Here is a 16,250-nt window from a genome sequence, read left to right on the forward strand (position 1 = left end):
CCCATGGCCGTCACGGACCGGGTCCAACCCCCACCTCCCGACACGAACCCGCGGGCCTCGCGCGGGACGAGCGTCAAGCGGCTGGCCTTCTCCCAGAAGGTGTCGAAGTGGGACGTCAAGCTGTCCCCGTATCTCTACATCTCGCCGTTCTTCCTCCTCTTCGCCATCACCGGACTGTTCCCCCTGCTCTACACGGCGTGGGTCTCGCTCCACTCCTGGAACCTCATCGGAGGCCAGGGCGACTTCACGGGACTGGAGAACTACGCGTTCGTTCTCGCGCAGCCGTTCTTCTGGAACGCGGTAGGCAATACGTTCAGCATCTTCCTCCTCTCATCCGTCCCGCAGGTCGTCCTCGCCATCGCCATCGCGGCGGTGCTCGATGCGAACCTCCGGGCCAGGACGTTCTGGAGGATGGGCGTCCTCGTACCGTTCGTGGTGGCCCCCGTGGCCGTCGGGTTGATCTTCAACAACCTCTTCGCCGACCAGGCAGGCCTGGTCAACGAGATATTGACGGGGATAGGGCTGGACCCGGTCCGCTGGCACTCCGACTCGCTCGCGAGCCACGCGGCCATCGCCACGATGGTCAACTTCCGCTGGACCGGCTACAACGCGCTGATCTTCCTCGCCGCCATGCAGGCCGTCCCCAGGGACGTCTACGAGGCGGCGACCATCGACGGCGCGGGACGGCTCCGCCAGTTCTTCTCCGTCACCGTCCCGATGCTGCGGCCGACCATCATCTTCGTGGTGATCACGGCGACCATCGGGGGGCTCCAGATCTTCGACGAGGCCAGGGTCTTCGACCAGGCGGGCCTCGGTGGGGCGGACCGGCAGTGGCAGACCCTCACCATGTACATCTGGGAGCTCGGCTGGGGGCAGCGCAACTTCGGCAGGGCCTCGGCGGTCGCCTGGCTGCTGTTCCTGATCATCGTGGTCATCGCGATGGCCAACTTCCTCATCACCCGCCGCATCGCCACCCAGGGAGGCCGACGATGAGCTCCATCCCCATGATCGAACAGACCGCGGGCAAGGGGGCCGCCCGTGCCGCCCAGCGGGGCCTCGGCTCCCGGCGCCGCGGCGCCCCCGGCGGCACCGCGCGCCGGCCGGGGTTCCTGACCTACGGCTTCCTGGCGGCGGTGATCCTCGGCTCGGTGTTCCCGCTCTGGTGGTCCTTCCTCGTAGGGACCCATGACAGCTCGGTCATCAGCAAGGGCGTGCCCCTCGTACCGGGCGGCAACTTCCTCGCGAATGCGGCCAGTGTGCTCGACACCATCCCGTTCTGGAAGGCGCTCGGCAACAGCGTCCTCGTCTCGACCGTCACGGCGTTCTCCGTGGTCCTGTTCTCCACGCTGGCCGGGTTCGCCTTCGCCAAGCTCCGGTTCCGGGGCAGCAAGGCCCTCCTGGTGTTCGTGATCGCCACCATGGCGGTGCCCACCCAGCTCGGCGTGGTGCCGCTGTTCATCGTCATGGCGAAGCTGGGCTGGACCGGGTCGCTCTGGGCGGTCATCGTGCCCGGCGTCGTCACGGCGTTCGGTGTCTTCTGGATGACGCAGTACCTCCGGGACGCGCTGCCGGACGAGCTGATCGAGGCCGTGCGCATCGACGGGGCGTCGATGATCCAGGCATTCTGGTACGTGGGACTGCCTGCGGCGCGCCCGGCGGCGGCTATGCTCGCCCTGTTCACGTTCGTCGCCACCTGGACCAATTTCTTCTGGCCCTTCATCGTGCTGGACCCGTCCAACCCCACCCTCCCGGTGGCACTGCAGCTGCTCCAGGCCGCGCACTTCGTCGACTACTCGATCGTGCTCGCCGGAGCCGTGCTCTCCACCATCCCCCTGCTGCTCCTCTTCGCAGTCGCGGGACGCCAACTCGTTTCAGGAATCATGCAAGGAGCAGTCAAAGGATGAGCAGTACCGAGATCACCTTCCCCGAGGGCTTCCTCTGGGGCGCGGCGACCGCCGCCTACCAGATCGAGGGCGCAGCGCGCGAGGGCGGACGGGGGCCGTCCATCTGGGACACGTTCTCCCGCGTCCCCGGCGCCGTCGCGGACGCCCACAACGGCGACGTCGCCTGCGACCACTACCACCGCTCGGCCGACGACGTCGCGCTCATGAAGAGCCTGAACCTGCAGGCGTACCGCTTCTCCACGTCGTGGTCGCGCTGCATGCCGGACGGCGTGACGCCGAACGTCGAGGGCATCCGCTTCTACTCCCGCCTCGTGGACCAGCTGATCGCCGCCGGGATCAAGCCCTGGCTCACCCTGTACCACTGGGACCTCCCGCAGGCGCTCGAGGACGAGGGCGGCTGGACCAACCGGGACACGGCCTACCGCTTCGCCGAGTACGCGGCGGTGATGCACGAGGCCCTCGGTGACCGCGTCCGCATCTGGACCACGCTCAACGAGCCCTGGTGCGCGGCGTTCCTCGGCTACGCCGCCGGTGTGCACGCGCCCGGCCGGCAGGAGCCGACGGCGGCGCTCGCCGCCGCGCACCACCTGCTGCTGGGGCACGGACTCGCGACGCAGGAGCTGCGCCGCCGCGACCCCGGGGCGACGCTCGGCATCACCCTGAACCTCACGGTCCCGGATCCCCGCGATCCCGCCAGCGAGGCGGACCGCGACGCCGCCCGGCGGATCGACGGGCAGTTCAACCGCATCTTCCTCGACCCCGTGCTGCGGGCCGCCTACCCCGAGGACGTCCTCCGCGACGTCGAGCATCTGGGGCTGGCGGACCACATCCGCGCAGGCGACCTGGACATCATCGGCACCCCCATCGACGTGCTGGGCGTGAACTACTACCACGGCGAGGCCGTGACCATGACGCCGGCGGCCGAAGCCGCGCCGCAGGAGGCCCACGCCCCGCTCGAGCGTCCGGTCTCCTCGCCCTACGTCGCCGCGCACGGTGTCCGTTCCGTCCCGCGGGGTCTGCCCGTGACGGCCATGGACTGGGAGGTGCAGCCCGAGGGGCTCCGCCGCCTGCTCAACCGGCTGCAGGACGAGTACACGGGGCCCGCCGGCATCCCGATCTACGTCACGGAGAACGGCGCCGCCTACGACGACGTCGCGGACGCCGACGGCTTCGTGGACGACCAGGACCGCCTCGGCTTCTTCGACGCCCACGTCCGGGCCATGAAGGACGCGATCGACGACGGCGTGGACCTCCGTGGCTACCTCGCGTGGTCGCTCATGGACAACTTCGAATGGGCCTGGGGCTACCACCAGCGCTTCGGCCTGGTGCGGGTGGACTACGAGACGCTGCAGCGCACCCCGAAGGCGAGTGCCCTCTGGTACGCGCGCCTGGCCGCCTCGAACACCGTGCCGGACATCGGTTCGACGCAGGACGCCGGGACGGCGGGTGTCGTATTGTCGGGATGATGAACACGTCCCCGCCCAGGTCGATACGCCGGACCGCAAGCCGCCCGAGTCCCACGCTCGAGGATCTTGCGCTGGCGGCCGGGGTGTCGCGGTCCACTGCGTCGCGCGCCATCAACGGCGGGGACCGCGTCAGCCCCGAGGCCCAGGCGGCGGTGGACCGCGCCGTCGTCGCCCTCGGATACATCCCCAACCGGGCGGCCCGCAGCCTCGTGACGCGCCGGACGTCCTCGATCGCCCTGGTCATCCCTGAGCCCGACGTCCGCGTCATGATGGATCCCTTCTTCGCCGTCGTCATCACCGGCATCACGGAGGCCCTCCGGGAGACCGACGTGCAGCTGGTGCTGCTGATGTCGCGGACCGACGACGACTCGTCCCGCACGCTGCGCTACCTGCGCGGCGGACACGTGGACGGTGCCATCGTGGTCTCGCACCACGAGGCCGACTCCTGGGCGAGGTCGCTCGCCGAAACGGGCCTTCCCACCATCTTCATCGGCCGTCCATGGGACACGGGATACGACGTCACGTATGTGGACTCCGACAACGTGGGCGGTGGCCGGCTGGCGGCCCGGCACCTCATCGGACTCGGCCGCCGCCGCCTCGCGACCGTCGCCGGTCCGGCCGACATGACGGCAGCCGTCGACCGACTGCGCGGCTGGAACGAGGGGCTCGCCGCGGCGGGGCTGCCCGCATCGCCCGTGGTGCACGGCGACTTCACCACCGACGGCGGCGCGTCGGCGGTCCGGAGGCTGCTCGCCGACCACCCGGACATCGACGGCGTCTTCGCGGCATCGGACCTCATGGCGCTCGGCGTGATCGAGGCCGTCCAGGCCACGGGGAGGACCGTCCCCGGGGACATCGCGGTGATCGGCTACGACAACCATGCGGTCGCCGGGACGGCGCCGACGCCCCTCACCACGATCACGCAGCCCATGGTCGAGATGGCCGTCAGGGCGGGGACGATGCTCCTCGAGGAGATCGAGGCCCCGGGCTCGCACCCGGAGCCCGTCATCTACTCGACGGAACTCGTCGAACGGGCCAGCACCGCCGTCGCACCCACCGCGTCCGCCGCGAACGCGTAGTCCCAGGCGATGTCGCGCCAGCGCGAATAGCGGCCGCTCGCCCCGCCGTGGCCGCCGTCCATCTCGGTCTTGAGGACGATCGGCTCGGTGCCCGTGGTGGTCTCGCGCAGCTGGGCCACCCACTTCGCGGGCTCCACGTAGAGCACCCGCGTGTCGTTGAAGCTGGTCACCGCGGCGATGCGCGGGTAGGCCACGGGGCGCACGCTCTCGTAGGGCGTGTACTCCTTCATGTACCGGTACACCGCCGGGTCCGTGATCGGGTTGCCCCACTCCTCCCACTCGAGCGCCGAGAGCGGCAGGTGCGGGTCGAGGATCGTCGTGAGGGCATCCACGAAGGGCACCTGCGCCACGATCGCCCGGTACTTCTCCGGGGCCAGGTTCGCGACGGCTCCCATGAGCAGCCCTCCCGCGGACCCGCCCATCGCCGCGATCCGGTCGGCGTCCACCCACCCCGAGGTGCCGAGGTAGGTCGTGGCGTCCACGAAGTCCGTGAACGTGTTCTTCTTCGCCAGCTTCTTGCCCTGCTCGTACCAGCTGCGGCCCATCTCGCCGCCGCCGCGGATGTGCGCGACGACGAAGACGATGCCCCGGTCCAGCAGGGAGAGCCGGGCGATCGAGAACGCCGGGTCCATGCTGACCTCGTAGCTGCCGTACGCGTAGATCATGCCCGGATTGGTGCCGTCCTGGGCGAGGTCCGCACGGCGGATCACGGACAGCGGGATCAGCGTCCCGTCCGCGGCCGGTGCCCAGTGCCGTTCGGCGACGTAGTCGGCGGGGTCGTAGCCGCCGCGCACCTCGGTCTCCTTCCGCAGCTCCAGCGAACCGTCCTCGAGCACGTAGTCGTAGACGCGCGGAGGGGTCAGATAGGACGTGTAGGAGAGCCGGATGATCGGGGAGTCGAACTCGGCATTGGCGAGGTTGCTCGTGAACAGCTCCTCGTCGAAGTCGGGCTCCGCGGGCACGCCCTGCCCGGATGTCCCGAGGCCCGCCAGGGGCAGGACCTGCACGCGCTCGATGGTGTCCTTGCGGACGGACAGGACGAGGTGGGTGCGGGTGACGGTGGCGCCCTCGACGCGGACGGCGTCGTCGTGCGGGACGACCGTCGTCCAGGACTGCTCGGCCAGCGGCTTCGCGAACTCGCCCGCGGCCACGAGGCTCACCATCGAGTTCTTCGCGCCACGGTCGTGGGTGAGCAGGTAGTACGACGCGCCGTCGAGGGTGAGGGGCTCGACGTCGTACAGGATGCGCTCGTCGCGGGAGAGCAGCGTGGTCAGGCCGCGTTCCGGCGCGGCGAGGTCCAGGACGCGGTACTCGCTGTACTCGGAGCAGCCGATGCTGATGAGCAGCTGCGTGCGGTCCGCGGAGACCTCGAATCCGGTCCACAGGGCCACGTCGTCCTCCTGGAAGACGACGGCGTCCTCCTCGACCGGGGTGCCCAGCGTGTGCGCCCGCACCTGGTAGGGGCGCCAGGAGTCGTCGACGACGGTGTAGTAGACCCGCGCGCCGTCCGGGGAGAAGGCCAGGCCGTAGAAGACGTTCGGCACGGCGTCCGGCAGCAGTTCCCCCGTCAGGAGGTTCTTGATGCGCAGCGTGAAGCGCTCGTCGCCGGCATTGTCCTCGCTGTAGGCGAGCAGCGTGCCGTCCTCGGTGACGGACAGGCCGCCCAGGGAGAAGAACGGCTTGCCCTCGGCGAGCTCGTTGCCGTCGAGCATGATCTGCTCGCCGGGGACGGGCTGCCCGGGGACCACCACGGGCGGCGTCCAGTCGCGGCTGGGATCGCCGGTGTCCCGGGCGGCCACCCGGCACTGGATGCCGTACTGCTTGCCCTCCTCGGTGCGGGAGTAGTACCACCAGCCCTTCTTCCGGGCGGGCACGGACAGGTCCGTCTCCTGCGTCCGGTCCCTGATCTCGCTGAAGATGGCCTCGCGCAGCGGTGCCTGGGAGCGGGTGACGGCCTCGGTGTAGGCGTTCTCGCGATCGAGGTGCTCGATCAGCTCCGGGCTCTCCTTGTCGCGCATCCATTCGTAGTGGTCGATGAACGTGTCCCCGTGGTGGGTGCGCTCGGAGGGCACCTTCCGGGCGGGCGAGGGGAGGGGGATCTCGGTCCTGGTGGCGTCAGCGGTCATGGCTTCCATCTTGCCACTGCCGGTCCGGGGCCCCGCTGCAGCGGCCGGTTGACCGTGCTGGGCGGCCGTGCAATTCTGGAGCAGGCCTTTACAGAACGAACGTTCGGTAATTCGTGCTGTAATTCGTTCGGCAGGAGCGGGCCCACCACGACGACGAGGGAGACGAACATGGCCGAGGCTTTCCTGGTGGGTGGTGTCCGCACCCCCGTGGGCCGCTACGGCGGGGCCCTCTCGGGCGTCCGCCCGGACGACCTCGCGGCGCTCGTGCTCTCCGCCGTGGTGCAGCGCGCCGGCGTCGACCCCGCCACCGTGGACGAGGTGATCCTCGGCAACGCCAACGGCGCCGGGGAGGAGAACCGCAACGTCGCACGGCTCGCGTCCCTCCTCGCGGGCTTCCCGGACAGCGTCCCCGGCATCACCGTCAACCGGCTCTGCGCCTCCGGGCTCTCCGCCATCATCATGGCGTCCCACATGGTCAAGGCCGGGGCCGCGGACATCGTCATCGCCGGCGGGGTGGAGTCCATGAGCCGCGCGCCGTGGGTCATGGAGAAGCCCGCCAAGGCCTTCGCGAAGCCCGGCGCCGTGGTGGACACCTCCATCGGCTGGCGCTTCACCAACCCGCTGCTCGCCGCCCGCGACAAGGCCACGTACTCGATGCCCGAGACCGCGGAGGAACTCGCGGCGCTTGACCGCATCAGCCGCGACGACGCCGACGCCTTCGCGCTCCGGTCCCACCAGCGGGCCCTCGCGGCCATCGACGCCGGGCGCTTTGCGGACGAGATCGTCCCCGTACTGGTGAACCGCGGCAGGACCTCGTTCTCGGTGGACACCGACGAGGGGCCGCGGGCCGACACCACGCTCGAGGTCCTCGCCGGGCTCCGCCCCGTGGTCCGCCCGGACGGCGTCGTCACCGCCGGCAATTCCAGCTCACTGAACGACGGCGCATCCGCCGTCATCGTCGCCTCCGAGGCGGCCATCGAGCGGTACGGACTGACGCCGCGCGCCCGCATCCTCGACGGCGCGTCCGCGGGCGTCCCGCCGGAGATCATGGGCATCGGCCCGGTCCCGGCCACGCAGAAGGTGCTCGGGCGCACCGGGCTCACCGTCGCCCAGCTCGGCGCCGTCGAACTCAACGAGGCGTTCGCCACGCAGTCGCTCGCGTGCATCCGCCGGCTCGGGCTCGACGAGGGGATCGTGAACCGCGACGGCGGTGCGATCGCGCTCGGCCACCCCCTCGGATCCTCGGGCGCCCGGATCGCCGTCACCCTGCTCGGCAGGCTCGAGCGCGAACTCGCCGGCCCGTCCCGGGGGCTCGGCCTCGCCACCATGTGCGTCGGCGTCGGCCAGGGCACGGCCCTGCTCGTCGAGGCCGTCTGATGCCGTCGTCGCTGACGCTCACTGACGCACCCGGCCGCCTCGTCGTCGCCCTGGACCGGCCGGAGGCCCGCAACGCGATCGACCGCCGCATGGTCGACGAGCTGCACGCCGTGTGCCGGGACCTCGAGCAGTCACCGCGCACGCTCATCCTCACCGGGTCCGACGGCGTCTTCGCCTCGGGCGCCGACATCGCCGAGCTCCGCGAGCGCCGGCGCGACGACGCCCTGGCCGGCATCAACTCGACGCTCTTCGCGCGCATCGCCGGACTACCCATGCCCGTCATCGCGGCGCTCGACGGGTTCGCGCTCGGCGGGGGCGCGGAACTCGCGTTCGCGGCGGACTTCCGTCTCGGGACACCGCGCCTCAGGATCGGCAATCCGGAGACGGGCCTCGGCATCCTGCCCGCCGCCGGCGCCAGCTGGCGGCTCAAGGAGCTCGTGGGGGAGCCCCTCGCCCTCGAGATCTTGCTCGCCGGGCGCATCCTGTCCGCAGAGGAGGCCCTGGCCGCGCGCCTCATCACCGAGATCCACGCGCCGGAGGACCTCCTGCCGGCGGCCCACGCGCTCGCCGACCGCATCGCGCGGCAGGACCCGCTCGCGGTCCGCATCACCAAGAGCGTCTTCCACGCGCCACGGGACGCGCACCCGGTGATCGACCAGCTGGCGCAGGCCGTCCTCTTCGAGTCCGACGCGAAGTTCGACCGCATGCAGCGGTTCCTCGACCGGAAGAAGGACTCATGAGCGGCGACCCCACCAGCATCCCGACCGGCATCCCTGCCAGCATCCCCACCGGCATCCCGGCGCGCGTCGGCGTCCTCGGCGGCGGACGCATGGGCGCGGGTATCGCCCACGCGTTCTGCCTCGCCGGATCGAGTGTCGTCGTCGTCGAACGGGACGACGCCGCGGCGCAGGCAGGCCTCGGCCGCGTCACCCGGGCCCTCGCCGGCAGTGTCGAGCGCGGGACGACCGCGGCCCCGCTCGCGGACCTCGAAGCCCGGATCGCCGTGTCCACGGACTACGCCGACTTCCGCGGGTGCGGCCTCGTGGTGGAGGCCGTCCCCGAGGACCCCGCCCTGAAGCGGCAGGCGCTGCGGGCCGTCGAGGACGTGCTCGACGACGGCGCCTGGCTCGCGACGAACACCTCGTCCCTCTCCGTCGACGCACTCGCGGGCGCCCTGCAGCGACCCGCCCGGTTCTGCGGGCTCCACTTCTTCAACCCCGTCCCGGCATCGGCCCTGATCGAGGTGGTCCTCGGCACGGGGACCTCCGCCGAGCTCGAGGACGCCGCCCGGTCCTGGGTCGCGGCGCTCGGCAAGACGCCCGTCGTCGTCCGCGACTCCCCGGGGTTCGCGAGCTCGCGGCTCGGGGTGGCCATCGCCCTGGAGGCGATGCGCATGCTCGAGGAGGGCGTCGCCACGGCGGAGGACATCGACGCCGCCATGGTCCTCGGCTACCGGCACCCCGTGGGCCCGCTGCGCACCACGGATCTCGTGGGCCTGGACGTCCGCCTCGGCATCGCCGAGTACCTCGAGGCCACCCTCGGGCCCCGCTTCGGTCCGCCCGCGATCCTCCGCGAGAAGGTGGCGCGCGGTGAGCTCGGTCGCAAGAGCGGCCGCGGTTTCTTCACCTGGGGCGACGCCCCGCCGTCGGCCCCCACCGACCAGAACCCATCCCGGCAGCACCAGTGAAAGGCGAGCGGACCATGACAACCGCCCCGGAACGAGTACGGATCGACGTCGTCCCCAGCTTCCTCGAGGACGCCTGGTGGACGCCCGACCTGACCGCCGCGCAGGGCGACGGTATCGTGGTGCGCGACGCCAGCACCGGTGAGGACCTCGCCATCGTCAGCACGGCCGGCATCGACACCGCCGCCGCCGTCCGCTTCGCGCGGACCACGGGCCAGGCGGCCCTGGGCCGGTTCACGTTCCACGAGCGCGCGCTGAAGCTCAAGGAGCTCGCGCAGTACCTCAACGCGCAGCGCGAGCCGCTGTACGAGCTGTCGGCGAAGACCGGTGCCACGAGGGTCGACTCGATGGTGGACATCGACGGCGGCATCGGTGTGCTCTTCACGTTCGGGTCGAAGGGACGCCGCGAGCTGCCGAACTCGCACGTGATCGTGGACGGCCCGCCCGAGGTGCTGTCGAAGGACGGCTCCTTCCTCGGCACGCACATCCACACGCGCATCCCGGGTGTCGCGGTGCAGATCAACGCCTTCAACTTCCCCGTATGGGGCATGCTCGAGAAGCTCGCCCCCGCGTTCCTCGCCGGGGTGCCCACGATCGTGAAGCCGGCCACACCCACCGGCTTCCTGACGGCCGCCGTCGTGAAACTCATCGTCGGCTCCGCGATCCTCCCCGAGGGGTCCCTGCAGCTCGTCTCCGGGCCGGCCCGCGACATCCTCGACCATCTGGACTACCGCGACCTCGTGTCCTTCACCGGCTCGGCGTCCACCGCGAACCACCTGAAGTCCCACCCGTCCGTCGAACGCGGCGGCGTCCGCTTCACGTGCGAGACCGACTCCCTCAACGCCGCGATCCTCGGTCCGGACGCCGTGCCGGGGACCCCCGAGTTCGAGGCCTTCATCAAGTCCCTGGTCACCGAGATGACGGTCAAGGCCGGCCAGAAGTGCACGAGCATCCGCCGGTCCATCGTGCCGCAGGACCTGGTCGACGACGTCGTGCGTGCCGCGGGGGAGCGGATCCGTTCACGGGTGATGCTGGGTGACCCGAGGGCTGACGGCGTCACCATGGGCGCGCTCGCGTCCCTCGCGCAGCTCGAGGGTGTGCAGGGTGCCGTCCGCGAACTGCTCGACGGCGGAGCCTCCCTGGCCTTCGGCTCATTGGACGCGCCCGACGTCGTGCTCGCCGACAACACGACCGGGAAAGCGCCCGACGGCGCGTTCATGGAACCGGTGCTGCTCACGTGGAAGGACGTCGAGGCCGGCGCCCTGCACTCCGTGGAGGCGTTCGGGCCGGTCGCGTCCGTCATCGGCTACGACGACCTCGCGCACGCCGTCCGTCTCGCCGCCCTCGGTGCGGGCTCCCTCGTCGCCACGGTGTGCACCAACGACCCCGCGGTGGCGCAGGAACTCGTGCTCGGGATCGCGGCGCACCACGGCCGCGTCCTCATCCTCAACCGCGAGGACGCCCGCAGTTCCACGGGCCACGGCTCGCCGGTCCCGCACCTCGTGCACGGCGGCCCCGGGCGCGCGGGCGGCGGCGAGGAGCTGGGCGGCATGCGCTCGGTGCTGCACCACATGCAGCGCACCGCCGTGCAGGGCTCGCCGAACATGCTCACGAGCATCACGGGGGAGTGGCACACGGGCGCGGACCGCCGGTTCGACGACGTCCACCCGTTCCGGAAGGACCTGGCGACGCTGCGTATCGGCGACGCCGTGCGGTCGGGGCTGCGCCGGGTGGCGCTCGAGGACATCGAGGCCTTCGCGGAGACCACGGGGGACACCTTCTACGCGCACACCGACCAGGAGGCGGCGGCCGCGAACCCGTTCTTCCCGGGGATCGTGGCCCACGGGTACCTGCTGCTGTCCTGGGCCGCCGGCCTGTTCGTGGACCCCGCTCCCGGGCCCGTGCTCGCGAACTACGGCCTGGAGAACCTCCGGTTCATCACGCCGGTGGCTGCAGGGGACTCCATCCGCGTGACCCTGACGGCCAAGCGCATCACCCCGCGCGAGACGGACGAGTACGGGGAGGTCGCCTGGGACGCCGTCCTGCACAACCAGGACGACGAGATCGTGGCGACCTACGACGTCCTGACCCTCGTGCGGAAGTAGCGGGCGACACCCGGGTTCGGTCCCGCCACGGTCCGCTGATCCCACGGTTTCGCCGACTCCGCCCACCGACCGGCGGGCCTCGGTGGGCATCAACCTTCATGCCCACCGAGACCCCTCAGTCGCCGGGCCGGCGTGCGGCGACGGCGGCCCGCACGAGTGTCAGGAACTGATCCGGTTGACGGGTCAGCAGGTCATGGGTCACACGAAGGATCGGGATTCCCCGAGTGGTGAGCAGGTTCCAGCGGCGGCGGTCCTCCTCGAACGCGCGGCGGTCGCTGTGGTACTGCCGGCCGTCAGCTTCGATGCCGAGAATACCGTCGACATACAGGTCGAGTCGGCCCACGCCCCGGACGTACACCTGCGACTGCGTGCTGAACCCTGCGGATCGGAGGTGGTAGCGGGCCACCGTCTCGATGAGGGACTGGGAATACGGATCGACGAGACCGACGATCCGGCGAAGGGCCCCGTCTCTCCGTCCTCCCACAGCCTCCCGCAGCCGGGCGAGCGGGAGGCGGCCCAGTACGACGGCGCTCTAGGGCGAGCCTGAGCCGGTGCGTGCTGACGCCCGCCCCCAGGAGCTGCTTGCTGCGGGCTACACCGCCGAAGGCCGTCAATGCATCGCAGGGGTTCATGGAGGGACCCTGACAGCATCTTCGAGCCGCCGGCACATAAGAGCGGCGTATGTGGACGAGGCGCTCGCGGTCCTGCCCGTCGACACCGGCTCACGCGGTCAGGACATTCGCGGTCCTGCCCACCGGATCGGACGAGTCGATGGGCATGACCGAGGATGCCCATCGAGCGCAGCACTTCGGCGGGCAGAATCGACGTCCAGGCAAGGGCAAGCGCCGGTCAGCGCCGGTGCAGGCCGTCGAACACCATGTGGATGACGTCGTCGGAGAGTTTCTCGGCGGTCAGGGGTCCGCCCGGTTTGTACCACTCGACGATGGAGTTGATGGTGCCGAAGATCAGGCGCGTGGTGGTCCTCGGGTCGATGTCCTTCCGGATGGAGCCCTCGTGCCGCGCGGCATCGACGAGTGCCGCAACCTCGCGATCGAAGGCCCTGCGCCGCTCCAGCGCCTCCCGTTCGATCTCCGTGTTGCCGCGAAGCCGCAGCAGCAGGGTGACGAAGGGGAGGCGTTCGGTCAGGACGGCGATGGTCCCCCGCAGCACGAACTCGAGCCGGGCATCCGCGGGACCGGCATGCGCCCCCGGATCCTGCAGCACCGCTTCCAGGCCGCCCAGCGCATGATCGAGGGCCAGCCGCAGGAGATCCCCCTTGGACGGCACGTGATGGTAGATCGCGGACTTGCTGAGGCCGAGTTCCTCGGCGAGCATGCCCATCGACGTCGCCTCGTAGCCGTGCCGGTTGAAGGCCGCGACCGCGACGGTCAGGACCGACTGCTGGTCGTACCCGGGACGTCCGCGCCGGGCGGCGGCGGGGCGGGTTCCATCGACGGTCATACGCTCATTTTTGCATGACTGTCCCGCTGGTCGAACGGCAGGGGAACGGCGGAAGATCACTCTTAACGGGTGATAGTTAGCCTGCCTAGTAGGTAGTAGGCTTATCATTATCACCCGTTCCATTCCGAAAGGGCGCTCCCCGTGCTAACGACCTCCTGGGATCTCCGCCTGCGGGCACTCATCACCTTCCGCGACAGCGAGGGCCGCGATCCGTACTTCAGGGCGTCCACCCCGGGGGAGCACCGTCTGGCCATGTGGCTCGACGAGCAGCGCAAGGCCGCCCGTGCCGGCCGCCTGACACCCGAACACCGTGCCAAGCTCTGCGCCGCGGGGGTGCTCTCCGAGGAGCCGGTCGAGCATCAGCGCACCGGGGCGGCCTGGCTCAAGGTCGACAGCATCTCCGAGTTCCTCCAGGACGAGGGCAGGCTGCCGTCGCTCACGTCCCCCGCGTGCGCCGGGGAGAAACGGCTCGCCGCCTGGATGAACGCCCAGCTCTCCTCCCGGGCCGTGGAGAACGGACCCGCCCGGGCGCTGCGGGAGATCCTGGCGGGGAGCCAGGACAGCCGGGACGCGCCGCTGGCCCGGGCAGGCTGACGCCGGGCTCGACCGCCGCACCCCGTCCACGAGCCGTGGACCAGTGACACCTCCAGCCATCGCCGCCCCCGAGGCGCGAACCCGTCGCCGCACCAACTGTTCCGAGGCGCGAATCCAGTCGCCGCCCCGAGGCGCGAACCTGCTGCCGCCCCAGCCGCCCCGCGCCGCCGCCCCCGAAGTGGCCCGATGCCGCACAGGCCGCCCCTGGCCGTCCGACCGTTGACCGTCCTCCTGCCCCCTCCCTATACTGAACGAACGGTCGGTAAATAAACCGGACGTCCGGACGAGCGAGGCAGGCACCATGACGGCTACAGCGATCGACACCCGCGCGGACCACGACGCCGCGGGCGAGAAGGTCTTCGACGACCTCATCGCCCGGGACTCCCGGATCGAACCGCGCGACTGGATGCCCGCGGACTACCGCAAGTCCCTGACCCGCCAGATCTCCCAGCACGCGCACTCCGAGATCATCGGCATGCAGCCGGAGGCCAACTGGATCACGCGCGCGCCGTCCCTCAAGCGCAAGGCCGTCCTCATGGCCAAGGTCCAGGACGAGGCCGGGCACGGACTGTACCTGTACTCCGCCGCGGAGACGCTCGGCACCCCGCGCGAGCAGATGACCGAGGACCTCATCGCCGGCAAGGCCCGCTACTCGAGCATCTTCAACTACCCCGTACTCACCTGGGCCGACATCGGGGCGATCGGCTGGCTCGTCGACGGAGCAGCCATCTGCAACCAGGTGCCCCTCTGCCGCGCCTCCTACGGCCCGTACGGGCGCGCGATGGTCCGCATCTGCAAGGAGGAATCGTTCCACCAGCGGCAGGGCTTCGAGATCCTCCTCGAGCTGGCCAACGGGACCCCCGAGCAGCGCGCCATGGCCCAGGACGCCGTCAACCGCTGGTACGCCCCGTCGCTCATGATGTTCGGTCCGCCGGACGAGGACTCACCCAACTCGCAGAAGTCCATGGAATGGAAGATCAAGCGCTTCTCCAACGACGAGCTGCGGTCCCGTTTCGTCGGCATGATGGTCGAGCAGATCACGGTCCTCGGACTCGACCTGCCGGACAAGGATGTCCGCTTCGACGAGGAGACCGGCCGGTGGCAGTACGGCCCCCTCGACTGGAACGAGTTCAAGGAAGTCCTCGCCGGCCGCGGCCCCTGCAACGCCCAGCGCATGGAACGGCGGCGGGAAGCGCACGAGGACGGTGCCTGGGTCCGGGAGGCCGCCACGGCCTACGCCGCCCGGCAGGCCGCGAAGCACACGACGACGAAGGCGGCCTAGATGACCGGCGGAGCGACGACGGGCGACGACGGCGCGACGGCACCGTCGTCGGGCCTCCATGAGGAACGCGCGGCCTGGCCGCTCTGGGAGGTCTTCGTGCGGTCCTCGCGCGGGCTCTCGCACGTGCACGCGGGATCGCTGCACGCACCCGACGCCGAGATGGCCGTCCGGAACGCACGTGACCTGTACACGCGCCGCAACGAGGGCGTGAGCCTGTGGGTGGTCCCGGCGTCGTCGATCATCACGAGCGATCCCGACGCGAAGGACGCTTTCTTCGAGTCGCCCCAGGGCAAGGACTACCGCCACCCCACCTACTACACGAAGAGCGAGGGGGTGAAGCACCTGTGAGCGAGGCGAACGCCAGTGCCACCCGCATCACCCCGGGCAACGCACTGCGGCCCGAGGACATCGCCCTCCGGGACGCGACGCCCGGCGACGCCGTGGCCCGGTACGCGCTGGGGCTCGGCGACGACGCCCTGATCCTCGCGCAGCGGCTCGGCTGGTGGATCTCCCGGGCGCCCGAACTCGAGGAGGACGTGGCGCTGGCGAACATCGCGTTGGACCAGATCGGCCACGCCCGCTCGTTCCTGACCTACGCCGGCCGTGCCTGGGACAAGACCGAGGACGACCTGGCCTACTTCCGCCGCGAGCCCGAGTTCCGCTCCGTGCACCTCGTGGAGCAGCCGAACGGGGACTTCGCCCGCACCATCGCCCGGCAGTTCGTCGTCGCGCTCTACCAGTGGGAGCTCTACTCCCGCCTCGTGCATTCGAGCGACCCGACCCTCGCCGCGATCGCCGCGAAGGCCGTCAAGGAGGTGGACTACCACCGGGACCACGCCACCCAGTGGGTCCTGCGCCTCGCGCTCGGCACCGAGGAGTCGCGCCGCAGGATGATCGCCGGGCTCCGACTCACCTGGCCCTATGTGGAGGAGCTGTTCACGGACTACCCGCTCATCGACGAGGTGGGTGGTGCCGGCGTGCGCCCCAGCGAGCTCCGCGCGTCCTTCGACAGCGCCGTCGGCGAGGTCCTCACTGAGGCCGAACTCGAGGTCCCGGCGGTGCCGGGCGCCGTGGGGGGCGGACGCCTCGGGCGCCACAGCGAGCACCTCGGGTACATGCTCGCCGAGATGCAGGTCCTCGCCCGCGAATTCCCGGGCGCGTCCTGGTGAGGA

15 protein-coding genes are annotated in these 16,250 nt (G+C 70.7%); 12 read left to right on the forward strand and 3 right to left on the reverse strand.

The genetic code is table 11. From position 1 onward, the window contains the following. The first annotated feature begins 3 nt into the window (after positions 1 to 3). From RY94_RS03675 to RY94_RS03690, 4 genes are read left to right on the forward strand one after another with little or no spacing between them, the layout of a single operon-like run. Entirely contained in the window at positions 4 to 993 is a 990-nt protein-coding gene (locus RY94_RS03675) for a carbohydrate ABC transporter permease (RefSeq protein ID WP_043441917.1), read from the forward strand. Next, on the forward strand, positions 990 to 1,904 hold the full coding sequence (locus tag RY94_RS03680; protein WP_043441918.1) for a carbohydrate ABC transporter permease: 915 nt from the start codon (positions 990 to 992) through the stop codon (positions 1,902 to 1,904). The genes RY94_RS03675 and RY94_RS03680 overlap by 4 nt, the downstream gene beginning before the upstream one ends. Then, positions 1,901 to 3,370: a glycoside hydrolase family 1 protein gene (locus RY94_RS03685; protein ID WP_043441920.1), complete on the forward strand. Its 1,470-nt coding sequence runs from the start codon at positions 1,901 to 1,903 to the stop codon at positions 3,368 to 3,370. The genes RY94_RS03680 and RY94_RS03685 overlap by 4 nt, the downstream gene beginning before the upstream one ends. Next, positions 3,370 to 4,449, forward strand: coding sequence for a LacI family DNA-binding transcriptional regulator (locus RY94_RS03690; protein ID WP_043441922.1), 1,080 nt, complete (start codon positions 3,370 to 3,372; stop codon positions 4,447 to 4,449). The genes RY94_RS03685 and RY94_RS03690 overlap by 1 nt, the downstream gene beginning before the upstream one ends. On the opposite strand, the gene RY94_RS03695 is transcribed toward RY94_RS03690, so the two are convergent. After that, complete coding sequence (locus RY94_RS03695; protein WP_043441924.1) at positions 4,380 to 6,575, reverse strand: S9 family peptidase; 2,196 nt, start codon at positions 6,573 to 6,575, stop codon at positions 4,380 to 4,382. The two genes, RY94_RS03690 and RY94_RS03695, sit on opposite strands and share 70 nt — an antisense overlap. A gap of 168 nt (positions 6,576 to 6,743) precedes the next feature. On the opposite strand from RY94_RS03695, the gene RY94_RS03700 reads away from it, so the two are divergent. The 4 genes from RY94_RS03700 to paaZ are packed head-to-tail and all read left to right on the forward strand — an operon-like array spanning position 6,744 to position 11,741. Continuing rightward, entirely contained in the window at positions 6,744 to 7,952 is a 1,209-nt protein-coding gene (locus RY94_RS03700; RefSeq protein ID WP_043441926.1) for a thiolase family protein, read from the forward strand. Next, positions 7,952 to 8,692 (forward strand): enoyl-CoA hydratase/isomerase family protein, encoded by a 741-nt coding sequence (locus RY94_RS03705; protein ID WP_043441929.1) that lies wholly within the window; start codon positions 7,952 to 7,954, stop codon positions 8,690 to 8,692. Before RY94_RS03700 ends, RY94_RS03705 begins: the two co-directional genes overlap by 1 nt. After that, positions 8,689 to 9,639: a 3-hydroxyacyl-CoA dehydrogenase family protein gene (locus tag RY94_RS03710; RefSeq protein ID WP_052273900.1), complete on the forward strand. Its 951-nt coding sequence runs from the start codon at positions 8,689 to 8,691 to the stop codon at positions 9,637 to 9,639. The genes RY94_RS03705 and RY94_RS03710 overlap by 4 nt, the downstream gene beginning before the upstream one ends. 14 nt (positions 9,640 to 9,653) lie before the next feature. Then, the gene (gene paaZ, locus RY94_RS03715) at positions 9,654 to 11,741 is read left to right on the forward strand and encodes a phenylacetic acid degradation bifunctional protein PaaZ (protein ID WP_043441932.1); all 2,088 of its coding nucleotides are present in this window, start codon (positions 9,654 to 9,656) and stop codon (positions 11,739 to 11,741) included. Between the two features lie 115 nt (positions 11,742 to 11,856). On the opposite strand, the gene RY94_RS18310 is transcribed toward paaZ, so the two are convergent. Together RY94_RS18310 and RY94_RS03725 are read right to left on the reverse strand one after the other, a co-directional pair. Further along, on the reverse strand, positions 11,857 to 12,225 hold the full coding sequence (locus RY94_RS18310) for an endonuclease domain-containing protein (protein ID WP_052273901.1): 369 nt from the start codon (positions 12,223 to 12,225) through the stop codon (positions 11,857 to 11,859). A gap of 365 nt (positions 12,226 to 12,590) precedes the next feature. Further along, positions 12,591 to 13,202 (reverse strand): TetR/AcrR family transcriptional regulator, encoded by a 612-nt coding sequence (locus RY94_RS03725; RefSeq protein WP_043441934.1) that lies wholly within the window; start codon positions 13,200 to 13,202, stop codon positions 12,591 to 12,593. Positions 13,203 to 13,343: 141 nt separating this feature from the next. Here RY94_RS03725 and RY94_RS03730 point away from each other — a divergent pair, with 141 nt between their 5' ends. The 4 genes from RY94_RS03730 to paaC all read left to right on the forward strand — a co-directional run bounded on the left by RY94_RS03730 (position 13,344) and on the right by paaC (position 16,247). Further along, positions 13,344 to 13,796, forward strand: coding sequence for a helicase associated domain-containing protein (locus RY94_RS03730; RefSeq protein ID WP_043441937.1), 453 nt, complete (start codon positions 13,344 to 13,346; stop codon positions 13,794 to 13,796). 301 nt (positions 13,797 to 14,097) lie between these two features. Continuing rightward, the gene (gene paaA / locus RY94_RS03735) at positions 14,098 to 15,078 is read left to right on the forward strand and encodes a 1,2-phenylacetyl-CoA epoxidase subunit PaaA (protein WP_043441940.1); all 981 of its coding nucleotides are present in this window, start codon (positions 14,098 to 14,100) and stop codon (positions 15,076 to 15,078) included. Continuing rightward, positions 15,079 to 15,426 carry a 1,2-phenylacetyl-CoA epoxidase subunit PaaB gene (paaB, locus tag RY94_RS03740; protein ID WP_043441943.1) on the forward strand — a complete coding sequence of 116 codons (348 nt, stop codon included), beginning with the start codon at positions 15,079 to 15,081 and terminating at the stop codon, positions 15,424 to 15,426. It begins immediately after the preceding gene. Then, the gene (paaC, locus tag RY94_RS03745; RefSeq protein WP_043441946.1) at positions 15,423 to 16,247 is read left to right on the forward strand and encodes a 1,2-phenylacetyl-CoA epoxidase subunit PaaC; all 825 of its coding nucleotides are present in this window, start codon (positions 15,423 to 15,425) and stop codon (positions 16,245 to 16,247) included. Before paaB ends, paaC begins: the two co-directional genes overlap by 4 nt. Positions 16,248 to 16,250 lie beyond the last annotated feature (3 nt).

The sequence above is a fragment of the Arthrobacter sp. L77 genome, assembly GCF_000816565.1.
GTDB lineage: Bacteria > Actinomycetota > Actinomycetes > Actinomycetales > Micrococcaceae > Arthrobacter_D > Arthrobacter_D antioxidans.